This window comes from Lentzea albidocapillata, assembly GCF_000719115.1.
In the GTDB taxonomy this organism is placed as follows: Bacteria; Actinomycetota; Actinomycetes; order Mycobacteriales; family Pseudonocardiaceae; genus Lentzea; species Lentzea albidocapillata.
Genome location: NZ_JOEA01000030.1, coordinates 142832 through 159580, shown reverse-complemented (window position 1 = coordinate 159580; position 16749 = coordinate 142832). Strand labels below are relative to the sequence as shown.

Sequence of the window (16749 nt, the reverse complement as noted above, 5' to 3'; positions counted from 1 at the left end):
GGACACCTCCGACAGAAACGCGAGTTCCTCGGTACGTTTCCACCCGGTCAGCGCCGCATCGGTCTGCCGGTACGACGTGCGCACACCCTCCGCGCGGTAGCGGTGGTTCCGCTCGCTCAAGGTCTTGTTCCACACCAGACGCACACACCCGAACGTGCGGTTCAGCACCGCAGTCTGTTCAGGGGTCGGGTAAGCCCGGCATTTGTACGCCGTTCGCACGAACCACAACCTACCGGGAGCACCATGACGACCACGACGCAGGACTGCCTCCGCCGGAGGCCATGGTGAAGTTCACCGTTGGCATCGCCATGAGCCCGCTCGACCAGCTGACCGAGTTGGCCCGGTGCGCCGAGGAGTGCGGCTACGCCTCGATCGCGCTGCCGGACTCCCTGTTCTTCTCGGAGAAGGTCTCCGCGGACTACCCCTACACCCCGGACGGCTCCCGCATGTGGAACGCCGACACCCCGTGGGTGGACCCGTTCGTCGCCGCGGCCGCGATGGGCGCGGTGACGTCCCGGATCAACTTCTACACGCAGGTCCTGAAACTGGGCTCCCGCAACCCGTTGCTGCTCGCCCGCCAGGTCGGCTCGGTCGCGCACATGACCGGCAACCGCTTCGGCTTCGGCGTGGGCCTCGGCTGGTCGCCGGAGGAGTTCGAGTGGTGCGGTGTCCCGTACAAGAACCGCGGCGCGCGCGTGGACGAGATGATCGACGTGCTGAAGCTCGTGCTCGGCGGCGGAATGGTCGAGTACCACGGCGACTACTTCGACTTCGACCGGCTGCAGATGTCGCCGGCACCCACTTCGCCGGTGCCGTTCTACGTCGGTGGCCATTCCCCGGCCGCGCTGAAGCGTGCCGCCCGCGTCGGCGACGGCTGGACGTCGGCGATGATCAAGTTCGAGGAGCTGAAGTCGGTGATCGCCCAGCTCACCGATCTCGGCTGCTTCGAGCGGCCGTTCGAGATCCAGGCCGTGTGCATCGACCGCTTCGGGCTCGACGGCTACAAGCAGCTCGACGAGATCGGCGTGACCGACACGATCGTGGTGCCCTGGCTGTTCTACGGCGTCGGCTTCGACGGCAGCCTGCAGGCCAAGAAGGACGGACTTCGGCGCTTCGCCGACGAGGTGATCGGAGAGTTCGCGTGACCGCAGTCAGTTGGACGGCTTCCAAGACCGAAACCCCTGCCCGTGTGGCCTCCTGGCGTTCCATGGAGGCTGTCTCGAGCGGCAAGAAGGACGAGTGGCTGGCCCTGTTCGCCGAGGACGCCGTGGTCGAGGACCCGGTGGGCCCGTCGATGTTCGACGCCGAGGGCAAGGGCCACCACGGCAAGGAGGCGATCGCGGCCTTCTGGGACCTCGCGATCGCCAACGTCGAGCGCTTCGAGTTCGCGATGCACGACTCGTTCGCGGCGGGTTCGGAGTGCGCGAACGTGGGCACGATCAGCGCGTTCCTGCCCGGTGGGGCACGCGTGGACACCGAGGGCGTGTTCGTCTACAACGTGGGCGAGGACGGTCTGATCAAGTCGATGCGGGCGTTCTGGGAGACCGAACGCGCGCTCGCGACTCTGCGCGTCGAGGCCTGACGCCACACAGCATGAGGCCCCTCCATCCCGCAGGTGGAGGGGCCTCAGTCGTCTCTCTCACGCGTACTGGACGCGGAACTCCTTGATGCCGTTGAGCCAGCCCGAACGCAGCCGCCGCGGCTCCGCGACCTGCTTGATGTTCGGCATGGCGTCCGCGATCGCGTTGAAGATCAGGTCGATCTCCAGCCTGGCCAGGTTCGCGCCGACGCAGAAGTGCGCGCCGCTGCCGCCGAACCCGAGGTGCGGGTTGGGGTCGCGGGTGATGTCGAACTTCTCCGGGCTGTCGAAGACGTCCTCGTCGAAGTTGGCCGACGAGTAGAACATCCCGATCCGCTGTCCCTGCTTGATCTCCACACCGCTCAGTTCGGTGTCGGCCATCGCGGTGCGCTGGAACGACACCACCGGCGTGGCCCACCGGACGATCTCGTCGCCGGTCGTCGCGGGCCGCTGGTCCTTGTACAGCTCCCACTGCTCGGGGTGGTCGAAGAACGCCTTCATGCCGTGCGTGATGGCGTTGCGCGTGGTCTCGTTGCCCGCCACGGCGAGCAGCAGCACGAAGAACCCGAACTCCTCCGACGCGAGCCCCGCACCGTCCACGTCCGCCTGGACCAGCTTCGTGACGATGTCCTCGCGCGGGCACTTCCGCCGGTCCTCGGCCATCGTCCAGGAGTAGCCGAGCAGTTCCGTGGCGGCGGTGAGCGGTTCGATCTCGAACTCGGGGTCGTCGTAGGCGATCATCTGGTTCGACCAGTCGAAGATCTTGCGGCGGTCGTCCTGCGGAATCCCGATCAGTTCCGCGATGGCCTGCAACGGCAGCTCACAGGCGACGTCGGACACGAAGTCGCCGCTGCCCCTGTCCAACGCCTCCGCCACGATCCGCTCGGCGCGTGCGGCCAGCGCCTCACGCAGGCTGTTGACCGCGCGCGGGGTGAAGCCGCGGGAGATGATGCCGCGGACCTTCGTGTGCGTCGGCGGGTCCATGTTCAGCAACAACAACCGCTGCATCTCGATGTTGTCGCGCGGCATGTCGTCCTTGAAGCGGATGATCGCGGTGTTCTCGCGGCTGGAGAACAGCTCGCTGTTGCGCGAGATCTCCTTGACGTCGCGGTGCTTCGTCACCACCCAGAAGCCCTCGTCCGGGAACCCGCCCTCGCCCAGCGGCTTGGAGTTCCACCAGATCGGCGCGGTCTGACGCAGTTCGGCGAACTCCTCGAACGGCAGCCGGTTCGCGTACATGTCGGGGTCGGTGAAGTCGAAGCCATCCGGGATGCGCGGCTTGCCCACAGGAACCTCCTAGGTGGAACGCGTTCTATCCGATTCAAACACGCTTGCGGCTTGTGTTGAAGCCCCCACACGGCCAATCTGGAGGAACACAGGAACGTGTTCTAGTTTTCTGGCGAAGGAGGCTCGCGTGGGCAGTCCGGTGATCGTGGGAGCGGTGCGCACGCCCATCGGCAGGCGGAACGGCTGGTTGTCCGGCCTGCACGCCGCCGAGCTCCTCGGTGCGGCACAACGGGGACTGCTCGACCGGACGGGTGTCGATCCGTCCACCGTCGAACAGGTCATCGGCGGCACCGTCACCCAGGCGGGCGAGCAGTCGAACAACATCACCAGGACGGCCTGGCTGCACGCGGGCCTGCCACAGACCACCGGCTGCACCACCGTGGACGCCCAGTGCGGGTCGGCCCAGCAGTCCACGCACCTCATCGCCGGTCTGATCGCGGCCGGGGCCATCGACGCCGGCATCGCGTGCGGGGTCGAGGCGATGAGCCGCGTGCCGTTGCGCAGCAACATCGGCGAGACCGGCATGCCCCGCCCCGACTCGTGGACGATCGACCTGCCCAACCAGTTCGTCGCCGCCGAACGCGTCGCGGAACGGCGTGGCATCGGGCGGGAGGAGGTCGACCGGTTCGGCGTCCAGTCGCAGAACCGGGCGCGGGCGGCGTGGGCGGCGGGCCGGTTCACCGCCGAGGTCGTGCCGGTGAAGGTCGGCGAGGACCTCGTGGACACCGACCAGGGCCTGCGCGAGACGTCACTGGAGGCGCTGGCGGCCTTGAAGGCCGTCGTGCCGGACGGCGTGCACACCGCCGGAACGTCGTCGCAGATCTCGGACGGCGCGTCGGCCGTGATGGTCGTGGACGAGGAGTTCGCACGGGCTCATGGGTTGCGCCCTCGCGCACGGATCGTCACGCAGTGCCTGGTCGGGTCGGACCCGTACTACCACCTGGACGGGCCGGTCGACGCCACCGCGCGGTTGCTGAAGCGCAGCGGCATGAAGATGGCCGACATCGACCTGTTCGAGGTCAACGAGGCGTTCGCGTCCGTCGTGCTGTCGTGGGCGGCGGTGCACCGGCCGAACCTGGACCGGGTCAACGTCAACGGTGGTGCGATCGCTCTTGGCCACCCCGTGGGCAGCACCGGGACGCGGCTGATCACGACCGCGCTGCACGAGTTGGAGCGCAGGGACGCGACGACGGCGTTGATCACGATGTGCGCGGGCGGGGCCTTGGCCACCGGCACGATCATCGAACGGATCTGAGGTCCGCGGCCGGGTACGGGGTCCGCCGGCTCTCGTGCTGGAAGCGGCGGTAGAAGTCCTTCATCACGGCGGCCGTCGCGTTGTGGCGACTCAGGATCGCCGCAACCCGTGGCGGAACTCCCTTCGTGCGCGACGCGTACGAGAACCACATCACCAGGTGCGTCACGGTGTAGTGGCGGTCGTAGTCCTGGTTCTCGACAAAGAACGCGGTCTCCTCCTCGGACAGGTCGAACCGGGAGGAGATCGCGAGGCCGTAGTCCGCGAAGTACAGTCGCTCGCCGTCGGCCAGGACGTTCCGGAAGTGGCCGTCGAAGTGCAGCAGGCCACGGGAGTTCATGAACTCCACCCCGGCCGCCATCTCCCGTTCGACCATCTCGCAGGCACTTTCGAGGTCGTCCTGGCCGTTCAGCCAGTCGTGCAGGTTCTGCGGGACGTACTCCAGGAACAGCGCGATGCTCGCGGTGGAGTCGCGCAGCGCCTCGATCCGGGGTCCGATCTCCGGTCCCCAGTAGTCGACGGCCTGCTCCAGTTCCTCGGACAGCTTCTGGTCGGCCTGCGGCAGGACCCGCCAGTGGTACATCAGCGGGAAGCCCTCGTGCTCGCCCGCCAGCACCCAGTCCGTCGTCATGGTGTGCACGGCCAGCTCACGCCAGGCGCCGAAGCCCGCCGCACCGATCAGGCCGACGCCGTAGTGGGTGTGCATGGGCAGGTCGAAGAGGTTCGCCGTGGACCTGACGTTCTCCGGCCGCAGTTCCAGGTCGGTCAACGGGAGTCGCTTCACGAACACCGGAGTCCCGCCGACGTCCAGCAACGCCGTCGGCCCGCCTATCCCCGATCCACTCGGCTCGGCGCGTTCCACCAGGTCACCGAGTTCACGGTCGCTGAGCAGCGACAGGGTGGCCGAGACGGCGGCGTAGGAGGCCAGACGGGTCACATGATCGAACCTACGCGGCTCCGTAGACCGGGGTCGGATGATCGTCAGGGACGCGGGCATGCTCGCATCGGGTCAGGTTCGCCGGGCTGCTGGGCGACCTGCCGACGTGCGCGGACCTGATCGAGGGGATCGTCAAGGACGCCGAGGCGGCGATCGACCGGCTCAGAGACGTTCGATGATCGTCACGTTCGCCTGACCGCCGCCCTCGCACATCGTCTGCAGCCCGAACCGCCCACCGGTCCGCTCCAGCTCGTGCAGCAACGTCGTGAACAGCTTCGTGCCCGTCGCACCGATCGGATGGCCCAGCGCGAGCGCTCCCCCGTTGACGTTCACGCGGCCCATGTCGATCTTGAGCTCCTTGGCCCACGCCATGGCGACCGACGCGAACGCCTCGTTGATCTCGAACAGGTCGATGTCCGAAATGGACATCCCGGCGCGCTCCAGCGCGTACCGGGTGGCCCGGATCGGCGCGGTCAGCATGTAGATCGGATCGGATCCGCGGGCTGACATGTGGTGCACGCGGGCCCGTGGCGTCAGCCTGTGCTCGCGCACGGCCTGCTCCGACACGACCAGCACCGCCGCGGCACCGTCGGAGATCTGTGACGACAACGCCGCCGTCGTGCGCCCGCCCGGCCGCAACGGCTGCAGCTTCGCCATCTTCTCCGCGCTGGTGTCCGGCCGCGGGCACTCGTCGGCCGCGACGCCGTTGACCGGGGCGATCTCGCGGTCGAACCGGCCCTCCTTGATCGCGGTGATCGCGCGCAGATGGCTCTGCAGCGCGAACTCCTCCATCTCGCGCCGCGACAGGCCCCACCGCACGGCGATCAGGTCGGCCGCACGGAACTGGTTGATCTCCTCGTCGCCGTACCGGTGCTGCCAGCCCTCGCAGCCCTCGAACGGGCTGACCGTCATGGCCGATCCGATCGGCACCTGCGACATGTTCTGCACGCCACCCGCGACCACGACGTCGGCCGTGCCGCTCATCACCGCCTGCGCCGCGAAGTGCAGCGCCTGCTGGCTCGACCCGCACTGCCGGTCGACCGTCACGCCCGGCACCTGCTCCGGGAAACCCGCCGCCAGCCAGGACGTCCGCGCGATGTCACCCGCCTGCGGGCCGACCGTGTCCACGCAGCCGAAGATCACGTCGTCCACGTCCGTCGGGTCGACGTCGACGCGGTTGAGCAGCGCCGTGATCACATGCGCACCGAGATCGGCGGGGTGCACGTGGCTCAGCTCGCCACCACGCCTGCCCGCCGGGGTCCGCACAGCCTCGATGATGTACGCCTCGGCCACGAGGGCCCTCCTTCTACGTCTTGGAGTTATTCCGCCGGCCAGTGGCGATGCCGTCGAGCAGGATCGCGAGGTACTGGTCGGCCACCTCGACCGCTGCCAGGCCGCCGTCCGGCCGGTACCACCGCACGGCCACCCACACCGTGTCGCGGATGAACCGGTAGGCCACGTCGACGTCGAGGTCGGGGCGGAACACGCCCGTGCTCATGCCCTCCTCCAGCAACACCGTCCACAGCTTGCGGAACTCCGCGCTGCGGTCCTCGATGTAGGAGAACCGTTCGAGCGGCGTGAGGTGCTTGGCCTCGTTCTGGTAGATCGCGACGGCGGCGTGCCGGGTGTCGATCGCCTCGAACGACGCCACCACCAGAGCTTTCAACGTCTGCTTCGGGCCGAGGCCTGCCTCGACGACCTCCCGGTAGCGCGTGAACAGCTCGTCCAGGAACGTCCGCAGGATCTCGTCCACCATCGACTCCTTGGAGTCGAAGTGGTGGTAGAGGCTGCCGGACAGGATGCCCGCCGCGTCCGCGATGTCCCTGACCGTGGTCTGCCCGTAGCCACGCTCGGCGAACATCTTCGCGGCGAGCTCCAGCAGCTCGGCCCTCCGGCTACTCATCGGTCGTTCCCTTCCTCACGGATGCTGACTGCTCACCGAGACGACCTCGCCCGTCAGGTACGACGAGTAGTCGCTCGCGAGGAACACGATCACATTCGCGACCTCCCAGGGCTCGGCGGCGCGCCCGAAAACCTCGCGAGACCGCCAGTTCCGTCAGCAACTCCTCACTGATGACCTTGGCCAGGAACGGGTGCGCCGCCAAGCTCGGGGCGACCGCGTTCACCCGGATGCCGTGCTCGGCCACGTCCATCGCGGCGCACCTGGTCAGCGCCATGACTCCCGCTTTCGCTGCGGCGTAATGGGCTTGACCCTTCTGGGCCCGCCGGCCGATCACACTGGAGTTGTTAACGACGACACCGCTTCGTTGGACGACCATTTGGCGTAGCGCGGCCCTGGCGCAGCGGAAGGTGCCTTTCAGCGTGACGTCACACGGGACGGCATGGTCGGTGCCCAGCGCCTCGTGGGTCTCCTTGAGGCGGCGCTCGTGCCAGTCGCTGATGACCACCGTGGCGCTCATCGAACTCACCGACGAGGTTGGCGGACAACCATTCCCGCACCTCGCGCCGGAAGGACTCCATGGGCCCTACTCTAACCTGCCAAGCACTTGCTTTGGAGGACGTAGCGGTCAACGTTCCAAGCAGGCAAACGGTTTCAGCCGCGCTCGACCGTGCTGCTGCTTCGTACATCGACGCGGAGGCGTTGGTGGACGGGGCCCGCTGGGCTGCGGAAGCAGAACCGCCCCGGTTTCGGCTGGCTGACCTGCCGCTTCCGGCAACCTGCTTGGACAGCGCTCAACCGCCAGAACCAGCCTCACGCAGAATGCGTCGAAACGTCGGACACTCCAGGTGGCTGGCCGCCGGACAGACAGCAGCGTGCCTCAACCCATCCCGCATCACCGTCAGCCGCACGATCGTCGCGTCCAACTCGTCCGCCTTCCCGGCGAGCATCGCCCGATCCAGCCGCGGCCGCCCATCGGCAGCGAACATCAGCGCGATCTCGTCCAGCGAGAAACCGGCCGAACGCCCGACGGTGATCAACGCCAGCCGCTCGAAAACGGTCTCGTCGAACACACGGGTGAGCCCGCGCCGCCCGACCGAGCCGATCAGCCCCCGCTCCTCGTAGTAGCGCAGGGTCGACGCGGGCACGCCGGACCGCCGCACCACCTCGCCGATGCCGAGTTCCTGCATGACACTTGACCTCAAGTCGACTTGAAGTAGGACGGTACAAGCATGACATCAGAGGTCAACAGCGAGCAGGCAGCCTGGTGGGACGCCGCGGCGCAGGGCTGGGTGAACGCCCAGGACATCGTGAGCGTGATGCTCCGGCCCTTCCAGGACCTGCTCGTGCAGGCTGCGGTCGAACGACCGCGCGACAGGGTTCTCGACGTCGGGTGCGGCACCGGCGACGTCACGAGGGCGATCGCCGAGGCGACCGGTGCGGCCTGCGTCGGCGTCGACATCTCCGGGACGATGCTGGCCGCGGCCCGTGAGCACGGAAAAGCGGAGTTCGTCCAGGCCGACGCCCAGGTGCACAGGTTCGAGGAGAGCTTCGACCTGATCGTCAGCAGGTTCGGGGTCATGTTCTTCAACGACCCCGCAGCCGCGTTCCGCAACCTCCTGCGAGCGTCGGCACCCGGAGGCCAGCTGTGCTTCATCGCCTGGCGCACCGCCGACGAGAACCCGTTCATGACCACCGCGACCCAGGCCGCCGCGCCGCTGTTCCCGGACGCGCCGGCGCCGGATCCGGACGGGCCCGGACCGTTCGCACTCGCGGACCCCGACAAGACCCGCAAGATCCTCGAACAGGCGGGCTGGACCGGGATCGACATCCAGCCGATCGACCAGATCCGAAGTGTGCCCGAGTCGCTGCTGGTCCCGTACCTGAGCAACCTCGGCCCGATCGCCCGTGCGCTGCGGGAGGCCGACGAGTCTGATCGCCCCCGGATCATCGCAAGCGTCCGGGGTGCGTTCGACGGCTTCGTGCACGGTGACAAGGTGCGGATTCCTGGCGCCTGCTGGCAGGTCACGGCGCGAGCGCTGTGACCGTCTGCCTTCGCCCCGTCTGTCGACGGGCAGACGGGCGCATCGTGGTGCCGGCCCCGCGCCCTCGTACTGGTTGTACGGGGGCGCGGGGCCGGTGCCGCGAGGTGTCCTGCTGAGCGCCGACAGACGCGGTGAAGGCAGGCGGTCACGGCGCTAGCTCCACTCTGACTGGCGCTGCCAGGTCAGCAGGTTATCCAGGACCTCTCCGGACCAGCCGCGGGGGTCCAGCTCGGCGTGCGAGGCGTAGCGGCCGCGGTAGAACAGCAGCGGCTGCGCCTCGCGCACCGGACCGAGTTCCACGACCGAGCCGACGACCATGTGGTGGTCGCCTGCGTCGTGCACGACCGACACCTGGCAGTCGACCCACGTCAGCGCGCCGTCGAGCACCGGAGCGCCGGTCGGCGAAGGCGTCCACGACACGGTGGAGAACTTGTCGGTGCCCGCCTTCCCGAACACCGTCGACACCTCGCGCTGGTCCTCCGCCAGCACGTTCACGCAGAACGAGCCGGCCGAGGCGATCGCCGCCCAGCTGCGCGAGGTCCGTTGTGGACAGAAGACGACCAGCGGCGGATCCAGGGACAGCGCGGCGAACGCCTGGCAGGCGAACCCGACCGGGCCGTCCTCGGACATGCCGGTCACCACGGTCACCCCGGTGCAGAAGTGACCGAGAACGGAACGGTAGCGGGCCGTTACTTCTGGACGCCCACGCTGAAGTCGTGTCCCCACAGGCTCACCGCCGTGCTCTCGCGTGCGATCCAGTCCTCATCGTCGACCTGCAGTCCCTCACAACCGAACTCGACGTCGAACCCGCCGGGTGTCTTCATGTAGAACGACAACATCAGGTCGTTGACGTGCCGGCCTAGAGTCGCGGACATCGGCACCTTGCGCCGCGTCGCCCGGTCCAGCGTCAGACCCACGTCATCGGTGTTCTCGACCTCGACCATCAGGTGCACGATCCCGCTCGGCGTCGGCATCGGCAGGAACGCGAGGCTGTGGTGGCGCGGGTTGCAGCCGAAGAACCGCAGCCATGCGGGCGGTCCGTCGGCGGGCCTGCCGACGAACTGCGGGGGCAGGCGCATCGAGTCGCGCAGCCGGAACCCCAGCACGTCGCGGTAGAAGTGCAGCGCGGCCTCGTCGTCCGAAGTGGACAGCACGACGTGCCCCAGCCCTTGCTCCTCCGTCACGAACCGGTGCCCGTACGGCGACACGACTCGCCGGTGTTCCAAAGCCGCGCCGTGGAAAACTTCCAGCACGTTCCCGGACGGGTCCTCGAACCTGATCAGCCCGTTCACGCGCCGCTCGGCCAGGTCCTCGGGCGAGCCTTCGACGTACGCGACTCCGGCCGAGGCCAGCCGTTTCGCGACCTCTTCCAGCTCTGCCTCGGTGGCGGCCTCCCAGCCGGAAGCCTGCAACCGATCGGCCTCTCCGGGCACGATCACCAGCCGCGCCGGGAAGTCGTCCATCCGCAGGTACAAGGCGCCTTCGACGGAACCCTTGCCCTCCACCATGCCGAGGACCTTCAAGCCGAACTCGCGCCACCGGTTCATGTCGGTGGCTTCGATCCGGAGATACGCCAGCGACCGAATGCTCATCACGCCTCCGTCAGGAAATCGAGGGCGAGCCTGTTGAACTCGTCGAACTTCTCGAGCTGCGCCCAGTGCCCGCACCCGCCGAACACATGCAGCTGTGCGCGGGGGATCAGCTTCGTCGCCAGCAACGCGCCGTCCAGCGGGTTCACCCGGTCCTCGCGGCCCCACACCAGCAACACGCGCTGGCGCAACCGATACGCCTCCCGCCAGAGCATGCCCTGCTCGAAGTCCGGGCCGGAGAACGACCTGCCCAGCGCGGCCATGGCGCGCAACGACTCCGGCTTCGACGCGGCCTCGAACCGTTCGTCGATCAGCTCGTCGGTGATCAGCGACTGGTCGAACACCATGATCCGCAGGAACTCCTCGATCTTCTCCCGCGTGGGTGTGCGAGCGAACGCGCTGAGCTTGCGCACGCCCTCGGTGGGATCAGGCGAGAACACGTTCAAAGACAGTCCTCCAGGCCCCATCAGGACCAGACGCCCGGCGCGTTTACCGTGGTCCAGAGCGAACCGGACCGCGGTGCCGCCGCCGAGCGAGTTGCCCAGGATGTGCGCCTGCTCGATCTCCAACGAGTCCAGCAGGTCCTTCAAAGCCCTGGAGGCGAAGGAGAAGTACTGGTCGTGCTCGGCCGGCTTGTCCGACTGGCCGTAGCCGGGCATGTCGACCGCCAGCACCCGGAACGACTTCGCGAACACCGGGATGTTCGCCCGGAAGTTGCTGAGAGCCGACGCGCCAGGCCCGCCGCCGTGCAGCAGGACCAGCGTTTCCGCGTTGTCGGTACCGGCTTCGTGGTAGTGCAACCGCACACTCATCAACGCCCCCTCAGAACAAGCCGTCGCGGACCTGGATGCCGAGCTCGTTCTTGCCGTACAGCACAAGGACGCGCTCCGGATCGTTGGCAGCGTGCACGCGTGCGGCGTGCGCGTCGCGCCAGAACCGGGGCAACGGCAGGCCTGCGTTGATCGCCTTGCCGCCCGCGCTCTCGAAAAGGCGATCGATCGCGGAGATCGCCCGCGCGCTGCCGAGCACCTGGTCGCGCCGGGCCCGCAGCCGCATCTCGATCGGGATCTTCGTGCCGGCGACGGCGTGTTCCCACTCGTCGTTGATGTCCTTCTCCAACTGCCACCACGCGGTGTCGATGTCGTTGGCCGCCGTGGCGATCCGCACCTGGGCGAACGGGTCGTCGACCGACTTCTCGCCCAGGTAGGCGGCCCGGACGCGCTCGCGGGTGGCGGTCACGTGCAGGTCGTACGCGCCGGTCGCCATGCCGATCATCGGCGCGGTGATCGCGTACGGGTGGATCGTCCCGTACGGCATGCGGAACAGCGGGCCGGGATTGACCTCCTGGCCAGGACACTTGCACCGCGCGGTGTGCGACATGCTCAGCGCCCGGTACTCCGGCACGAACACGTCGTCCACCACGATGTCGTTGCTGCCCGTGCCGCGCAGACCGACCGTGTCCCACACGTCGTTGATCGTGTAGTCGGCGATCGGCAGCAGGAACGTGCGGAAGTCGATCGGCTTGCCCTCGTCGTTCATCACGAGGCCGCCGAGCAACACCCACGTCGCGTGGTCACAGCCGGACGAGAAGCTCCACTTGCCGCTGAACCGGAAGCCGCCCTCCACCGCGGTCGCACGGCCTGTCGGCGCGTAGGAAGACGAGATCCGGGTGTCCTGGTCGTCGCCGAACACCTCGTCCTGCGCCGCCACGTCGAACAGGCCGACGTGCCACGGGTGCACGCCCAGCACGGACGCGACCCAGCCCGTCGAGCCGCACGCGCTGCCGATCATCCTGACCGCGGTGTAGAAGTCGAGCGGGTGCGACTCGAAGCCGCCGTACCGCACGGGCTGCAGCATCCGGAAGAACCCGGTCTCCTGCAACGACTTCACCGACTCCGGCGGCACCCTGCGCAGTTCCTCCGCCTCGGCCGCGCGGTCGGCCAGCGCGGGCAGCAGTTCCCGCACCTTGCCGAGGATTTCCTCGCTCATCGGACTTTCTCCCTGCTCAGCTCCAGTGCGATGTCGATCAGCTGGTCCTCTTGCCCGCCGACGAGCTTGCGTTCGCCTGCCCTCACGAGGATCTGCGCGCCGGACACGCCATAGCGTTGTGCCTGCGTGTACGCGTGTTTGAGGAAGCTGGAGTAGACGCCGGCGTACCCCATCATCAGCGCCATCCGGTCGAGCAGGCACTCGTCGGGCATGACGGGCCGGACGACGTCCTCGGCCGCGTCCACGATCTTGAAGAAGTCGACGCCGGTGTCGAAACCCAGCTTGTCGCAGACCCCGACGAACGCCTCCAGCGGTGTGTTTCCTGCGCCTGCCCCGAATCCGCGGACACTGCCGTCGATCTGCTTTGCCCCGGCCCGTGCGGCAGCAACGGAGTTCGCGACGCTCAGCCCGAGGTTCTCGTGCCCGTGGAAGCCCACCTGGGCATCCGAACCCAGCTCGGCGACCAAAGCTTCCACCCGCTCGGATACCTGTTCCAGCACCAGGGCGCCGGCCGAGTCGACCACGTAGACGCACTGGCACCCCGCGTCCGCCATGATGCGGGCCTGCTTCGCCAACGCCTCCGGTGGCTGCGAGTGCGCCATCATCAGGAAGCCGACGGTCTCCAGGCCACGTTCGCGAGCCAGCGCGAAGTGCTGCACGGAGACGTCGGCCTCGGTGCAGTGCGTGGCGATCCGGACGATCGAGGCGCCGTTGTCCTGCGACACCAGGATGTCGTCCTTCACCCCGACACCCGGCAGCATCAGCACAGCGATCTTGGCCTGCCGAGCCGTCTCGACGGCGACCTTGATCAGTTCCTGCTCGGGCGTGTGGCTGAAGCCGTAGTTGAACGACGACCCGCCCAGCCCGTCGCCGTGCGTCACCTCGATCACCGGTACCCCGGCGCCGTCGAGTGCCGCCACGATCGAGCGCACGTCCTCGGCCGTGAACTGGTGTCGCTTGTGATGCGAGCCGTCACGCAGTGACGTGTCGGTCAACCGCAGTGTTGGATTCTTTTGGTGCACGGGCGATCTCCTCCCCCACCTTGGTCGCGGCGGCCGTCATGATGTCGAGGTTCCCGGCGTACTCGGGCAGGAAGTCGCCCGCGCCCGCGACCTCCACGAAGATCGCCACCCGGCCGGCGTCGAACTGCGGTTCGCGCAGCAGCCGGAATCCCGGCACGTACGAACGGATGTCGGTCTCCATCCGGGCGATCGAGTCGGTGATCGGATCCGGATCGGTGTCCTCGGGAATCGCGCAGAAGATCGTGTCGCGCATGATCATCGGCGGGTCCGCCGGGTTGAGCACGATGATCGCCTTGCCGCGCCCCGCCCCGCCGATCGCCTCGATGCCACGACTGGTCGTGCGGGTGAACTCGTCGATGTTGGCCCGCGTGCCCGGCCCCGCCGACACCGACGCGACGCTCGCGACGATCTCCGCGTACGACACCGGAACCACCCGGGAAACGGCGTGCACCATGGGAATCGTGGCCTGACCACCGCACGTGATCAGGTTGATGTTGGGCGCGTCCTGGTGCTCACCGAGGTTCACCGGCGGCACGACGTACGGCCCGACCGCGGCCGGTGTCAGGTCGATCGCCCGGATGCCCGCCTCGGCGTAGCGCGGGGCGTTGGCCCGGTGCACCGCCGCGGACGTCGCCTCGAAGACGATGTCCGGCAGCTCGTCCTGACGCAACAACCACTCCGCGCCGTCGACCGAGACCTCAAGGCCCAGCGAAGCCGCGCGCTTGAGTCCCTCGCTGGCCGGGTCGATGCCCACCATCCAGCGCGGTTCCAGCGCCGGCGAGCGCAGGAGCTTGTAGAGCAGGTCGGTGCCGATGTTGCCGGAGCCGACGATGGCCGCCTTCACCCAGTCACCTCACTCGAATTTCAGGTCGACAGAACCGAGTCCGGCGAACTCGGCGCGGAACTCGTCACCCGGCCGGGCGTCGATGGCGCGCGTGCACGAACCGGGCAGCACGATGTCGCCGGCCAGCAACCGGACGCCGAAGCTCGCGACCTTCGCGGCCAGCCATGCGACCGCGATCGCCGGATCGCCCAGCACGGCGTCACCGCGTCCTTCGGCGACCAGCTCGCCGTTGCGTCGCAACGTCGCGGCGACGGCGCCGATGTCCAGTTCGGACGGATGGACGCGTTCGGAGCCGAGCATGAACCCGGCCGACGACGCGTTGTCGGCGATGGTGTCCTGCAGGCCGATCCGCCAGTTCTCGATCCGGCTGTCGATCAGCTCGATGGCCGGCGCGACGAACTCGGTGGCCTCCAGCACGTCCTCGACCGTGCAGCCCTCGCCGGGCAGGTCGCGGGCCAGCAGGAACGCGATCTCCACCTCTACCCGCGGGTAGAGGTACGCCGACGCGTCCGCGGTGCCGGCCAGCTGCATGTCGTCGAGCAGGTGGCCGTAGTCGGGTTCGTCGACGCCCATCATCTGCTGCATCGCCAACGACGACAGGCCGACCTTGTGGCCGATCACGTCACGGTTGCGGTGGCGGACGTTGAGCAACTGGATCTCGTACGCGTCGACCACGTCGATCTCGGGATACAGCTCCACCAGCGGTTTGATCGGCACGCGGTCGCGTTCCGCCGCCCGCAGCAACTCGGCGGCCGCCTCCCTGGACTGGATCGTCAGCACCTGGCCTCCTTCGCTGCGTGTTGCCCTGCGCGGCGGCCCGAGAAGACGCAGTCGGCGAGCGCGAGGCCGCTGACGTAGGACTCCGAGCACACCCCGACCGCCGACCGGCCCGCCGCGTACAGGCCTGCGACTCCTTGCACCTGACCGGTGTCCTCGTCCACGACGAGCCCGCCGAGCGTGAGCATCGGGCACGGGTAGCCGAACCCCGCGCGCACCGACACGTTGATCAACGAATAGGGCGGCGTCCCGAACGGTTCGGGCGGCGAGATGCCTGCCTTGGCCGCGACCTCCTCGATCGTCGGCGCGGTGACCAGGCCGCGTCCCAGCAGGTAGCGGACCTGCCAGCGCTGGAACGGCGCCGTCTGCGTCTTCACCTGGGCCCGTGCGGCCTGGAGGATCTCGTCGTCGATCAGCAGCCAGGCCTTGCCGCCGCGTTCGACGATCGCGCCACCGTTGGCGGCGCCGTACAGGGTCGCGTCGCCGAACCGCTGCCCGTCCGAGTCGACCAGGACCCCGCGCTGCAACGCGCTGGGCGGCGTGATGAACCGCCAGACCGAGATCTTGTCCATGCGCGCGGTCCTGCCACCGGCGGCGACGCCGAGCCGGATGCCGCCACCGTCGTCGCCGGGCGTGCCCAGCGCGAGGCCGCCGCGGTAGGCCGGGGCGTGCTCGTGGACCAGGGCCCGATCGGCGATGAAGCCGCCGGCCGCGATGATCACGCCCTGCCCGGCGTGGACCACCAGCGGCCGGCCGTACCTTTCGAGCCACGCTGCCAGCCCGAACAGCTTCCTGCCCAGTGGCGGGTAGTAGAGCCAGGGTTTGGCGCCCACCTTGGACAACGCGCTGTGCACGGCGCGAGGAAGACCGGTGAGTGTCCGGCACCGCACGCCCGTCACCCGGCCGTTCGCGACGATCAGCTCGACCGCGCGGGTCTGCGGCATGACCCGCACGCCCGCGCGCCGGACCGCCTCGGCCAGACGAGTGAAGAAAACCCTGCCCGACGTGCCTTTCGCCCTGGTCCGATGCCCGCGCGGCGCCGGATCGGGCCAGGCGTCCTCACTACCCGACAGGTACAGGTAGTGGTCGTCGGTCGGGTACGAGGTCTTGAACGGCGACACACGCGCGTCGAACGGGACGCCCTGGTCCTCCAGCCAGGCCAGCATCTTCGCGCTGTCCTCGCAGAACCGCCGCAGGGTCTCCGGGGACACCGCGTCCCGGACCTCGTGCCTCAGGTAGGAGTACATCGCGTCGACCGAGTCGGTGACACCGGCCTCGACCTGCTGCCGCGTCCCGCCGCCCGCGTAGACGACGCCGCCGGACAACGCGGTCGCGCCACCACCGGTGAACCGGTCCAGTACCACCACGGACGCACCGGCCGTCGCGGCCTCGACGGCGGCGCACGCGCCGGCCGCGCCGAAGCCGATGACGACCACGTCAGCGGTGACTTCCACGCAACCCTCCAGAAACAGGTTCTTGGTGAGTCGACTTGCCTGGAACTCCTACACCATAGCGCCAAACCGCCTCA

Annotated in this window: 18 protein-coding genes and 1 pseudogene; 4 read left to right on the top strand and 15 right to left on the bottom strand. The window is 68.5% G+C overall.

The window, feature by feature from the left end; all coding sequences use genetic code 11:
* A partial coding sequence (locus IG04_RS45965) for a helix-turn-helix domain-containing protein (protein ID WP_157513096.1) occupies positions 1 to 219 on the bottom strand: 219 nt, incomplete at its 3' end.
* Between the two features lie 65 nt (positions 220 to 284).
* On the opposite strand from IG04_RS45965, the gene IG04_RS0138535 reads away from it, so the two are divergent.
* Positions 285 to 1145: a TIGR03619 family F420-dependent LLM class oxidoreductase gene (locus tag IG04_RS0138535; RefSeq protein ID WP_030481696.1), complete on the top strand. Its 861-nt coding sequence runs from the start codon at positions 285 to 287 to the stop codon at positions 1143 to 1145.
* 62 nt (positions 1146 to 1207) lie between these two features.
* Positions 1208 to 1582: a nuclear transport factor 2 family protein gene (locus IG04_RS0138530; protein WP_084400985.1), complete on the top strand. Its 375-nt coding sequence runs from the start codon at positions 1208 to 1210 to the stop codon at positions 1580 to 1582.
* Positions 1583 to 1639: 57 nt separating this feature from the next.
* Here the strand turns inward: IG04_RS0138530 and IG04_RS0138525 are convergent, their stop codons facing one another.
* Positions 1640 to 2866 carry a cytochrome P450 gene (locus IG04_RS0138525; protein ID WP_030481694.1) on the bottom strand — a complete coding sequence of 409 codons (1227 nt, stop codon included), beginning with the start codon at positions 2864 to 2866 and terminating at the stop codon, positions 1640 to 1642.
* A gap of 127 nt (positions 2867 to 2993) precedes the next feature.
* Here IG04_RS0138525 and IG04_RS0138520 point away from each other — a divergent pair, with 127 nt between their 5' ends.
* A complete protein-coding gene (locus tag IG04_RS0138520) occupies positions 2994 to 4121 on the top strand; it encodes a steroid 3-ketoacyl-CoA thiolase (RefSeq protein ID WP_030481693.1) in 1128 nt (375 codons plus the stop codon).
* Here the strand turns inward: IG04_RS0138520 and IG04_RS0138515 are convergent.
* From IG04_RS0138515 to IG04_RS0138495, 5 genes and pseudogenes are all read right to left on the bottom strand, one after another.
* Positions 4105 to 5055, bottom strand: coding sequence for a BUD32 family EKC/KEOPS complex subunit (locus tag IG04_RS0138515; protein WP_030481692.1), 951 nt, complete (start codon positions 5053 to 5055; stop codon positions 4105 to 4107). The two genes, IG04_RS0138520 and IG04_RS0138515, sit on opposite strands and share 17 nt — an antisense overlap.
* A gap of 162 nt (positions 5056 to 5217) precedes the next feature.
* Positions 5218 to 6348, bottom strand: a complete 1131-nt coding sequence (locus IG04_RS0138510) for an acetyl-CoA C-acetyltransferase (protein WP_030481691.1) — start codon at positions 6346 to 6348, stop codon at positions 5218 to 5220.
* Positions 6349 to 6361: 13 nt separating this feature from the next.
* Positions 6362 to 6958 carry a TetR/AcrR family transcriptional regulator gene (locus IG04_RS0138505; RefSeq protein WP_030481690.1) on the bottom strand — a complete coding sequence of 199 codons (597 nt, stop codon included), beginning with the start codon at positions 6956 to 6958 and terminating at the stop codon, positions 6362 to 6364.
* A gap of 15 nt (positions 6959 to 6973) precedes the next feature.
* A pseudogene (locus IG04_RS43335) lies at positions 6974 to 7526 on the bottom strand (SDR family oxidoreductase); the annotation flags it as partial.
* Between the two features lie 223 nt (positions 7527 to 7749).
* Positions 7750 to 8145, bottom strand: a complete 396-nt coding sequence (locus IG04_RS0138495; protein WP_030481689.1) for a helix-turn-helix domain-containing protein — start codon at positions 8143 to 8145, stop codon at positions 7750 to 7752.
* Between the two features lie 42 nt (positions 8146 to 8187).
* Here IG04_RS0138495 and IG04_RS0138490 point away from each other — a divergent pair, with 42 nt between their 5' ends.
* Positions 8188 to 9000, top strand: coding sequence for a class I SAM-dependent methyltransferase (locus IG04_RS0138490; RefSeq protein WP_030481688.1), 813 nt, complete (start codon positions 8188 to 8190; stop codon positions 8998 to 9000).
* Positions 9001 to 9153: 153 nt separating this feature from the next.
* Here IG04_RS0138490 and hsaB read toward each other — a convergent pair whose 3' ends face one another.
* The 8 genes from hsaB to IG04_RS0138450 are packed head-to-tail and all read right to left on the bottom strand — an operon-like array spanning position 9154 to position 16675.
* Complete coding sequence (gene hsaB / locus IG04_RS0138485) at positions 9154 to 9726, bottom strand: 3-hydroxy-9,10-secoandrosta-1,3,5(10)-triene-9,17-dione monooxygenase reductase subunit (RefSeq protein WP_030481687.1); 573 nt, start codon at positions 9724 to 9726, stop codon at positions 9154 to 9156.
* Positions 9690 to 10592: an iron-dependent extradiol dioxygenase HsaC gene (gene hsaC, locus IG04_RS0138480; RefSeq protein WP_030481686.1), complete on the bottom strand. Its 903-nt coding sequence runs from the start codon at positions 10590 to 10592 to the stop codon at positions 9690 to 9692. Before hsaC ends, hsaB begins: the two co-directional genes overlap by 37 nt.
* Positions 10592 to 11401 carry a 4,5:9,10-diseco-3-hydroxy-5,9,17-trioxoandrosta-1(10),2-diene-4-oate hydrolase gene (hsaD, locus tag IG04_RS0138475; protein ID WP_030481685.1) on the bottom strand — a complete coding sequence of 270 codons (810 nt, stop codon included), beginning with the start codon at positions 11399 to 11401 and terminating at the stop codon, positions 10592 to 10594. Before hsaD ends, hsaC begins: the two co-directional genes overlap by 1 nt.
* Before the next feature lie 10 nt (positions 11402 to 11411).
* A complete protein-coding gene (gene hsaA, locus IG04_RS0138470) occupies positions 11412 to 12578 on the bottom strand; it encodes a 3-hydroxy-9,10-secoandrosta-1,3,5(10)-triene-9,17-dione monooxygenase oxygenase subunit (protein WP_030481684.1) in 1167 nt (388 codons plus the stop codon).
* Positions 12575 to 13600 (bottom strand): 4-hydroxy-2-oxovalerate aldolase, encoded by a 1026-nt coding sequence (gene dmpG, locus IG04_RS0138465; RefSeq protein WP_030481683.1) that lies wholly within the window; start codon positions 13598 to 13600, stop codon positions 12575 to 12577. Before dmpG ends, hsaA begins: the two co-directional genes overlap by 4 nt.
* Positions 13551 to 14444, bottom strand: a complete 894-nt coding sequence (locus IG04_RS0138460; RefSeq protein ID WP_051771682.1) for an acetaldehyde dehydrogenase (acetylating) — start codon at positions 14442 to 14444, stop codon at positions 13551 to 13553. The genes dmpG and IG04_RS0138460 overlap by 50 nt, the downstream gene beginning before the upstream one ends.
* Before the next feature lie 9 nt (positions 14445 to 14453).
* Positions 14454 to 15224 (bottom strand): 2-keto-4-pentenoate hydratase, encoded by a 771-nt coding sequence (locus tag IG04_RS0138455; RefSeq protein ID WP_030481682.1) that lies wholly within the window; start codon positions 15222 to 15224, stop codon positions 14454 to 14456.
* Positions 15218 to 16675: an FAD-binding protein gene (locus tag IG04_RS0138450; RefSeq protein ID WP_144065244.1), complete on the bottom strand. Its 1458-nt coding sequence runs from the start codon at positions 16673 to 16675 to the stop codon at positions 15218 to 15220. Before IG04_RS0138450 ends, IG04_RS0138455 begins: the two co-directional genes overlap by 7 nt.
* Positions 16676 to 16749 lie beyond the last annotated feature (74 nt).

Coding starts and splice junctions, on each gene's coding strand:
- IG04_RS0138530 (WP_084400985.1), top strand. CDS start 1,208: ATGGAGGCTGTCTCGAGCGGCAAGAAGGACGAGTGGCTGGCCCTGTTC.
- IG04_RS0138505 (WP_030481690.1), bottom strand. CDS start 6,958: ATGAGTAGCCGGAGGGCCGAGCTGCTGGAGCTCGCCGCGAAGATGTTC.
- IG04_RS0138495 (WP_030481689.1), bottom strand. CDS start 8,145: ATGCAGGAACTCGGCATCGGCGAGGTGGTGCGGCGGTCCGGCGTGCCC.
- IG04_RS0138490 (WP_030481688.1), top strand. CDS start 8,188: ATGACATCAGAGGTCAACAGCGAGCAGGCAGCCTGGTGGGACGCCGCG.
- hsaC (WP_030481686.1), bottom strand. CDS start 10,592: ATGAGCATTCGGTCGCTGGCGTATCTCCGGATCGAAGCCACCGACATG.
- hsaD (WP_030481685.1), bottom strand. CDS start 11,401: ATGAGTGTGCGGTTGCACTACCACGAAGCCGGTACCGACAACGCGGAA.
- hsaA (WP_030481684.1), bottom strand. CDS start 12,578: ATGAGCGAGGAAATCCTCGGCAAGGTGCGGGAACTGCTGCCCGCGCTG.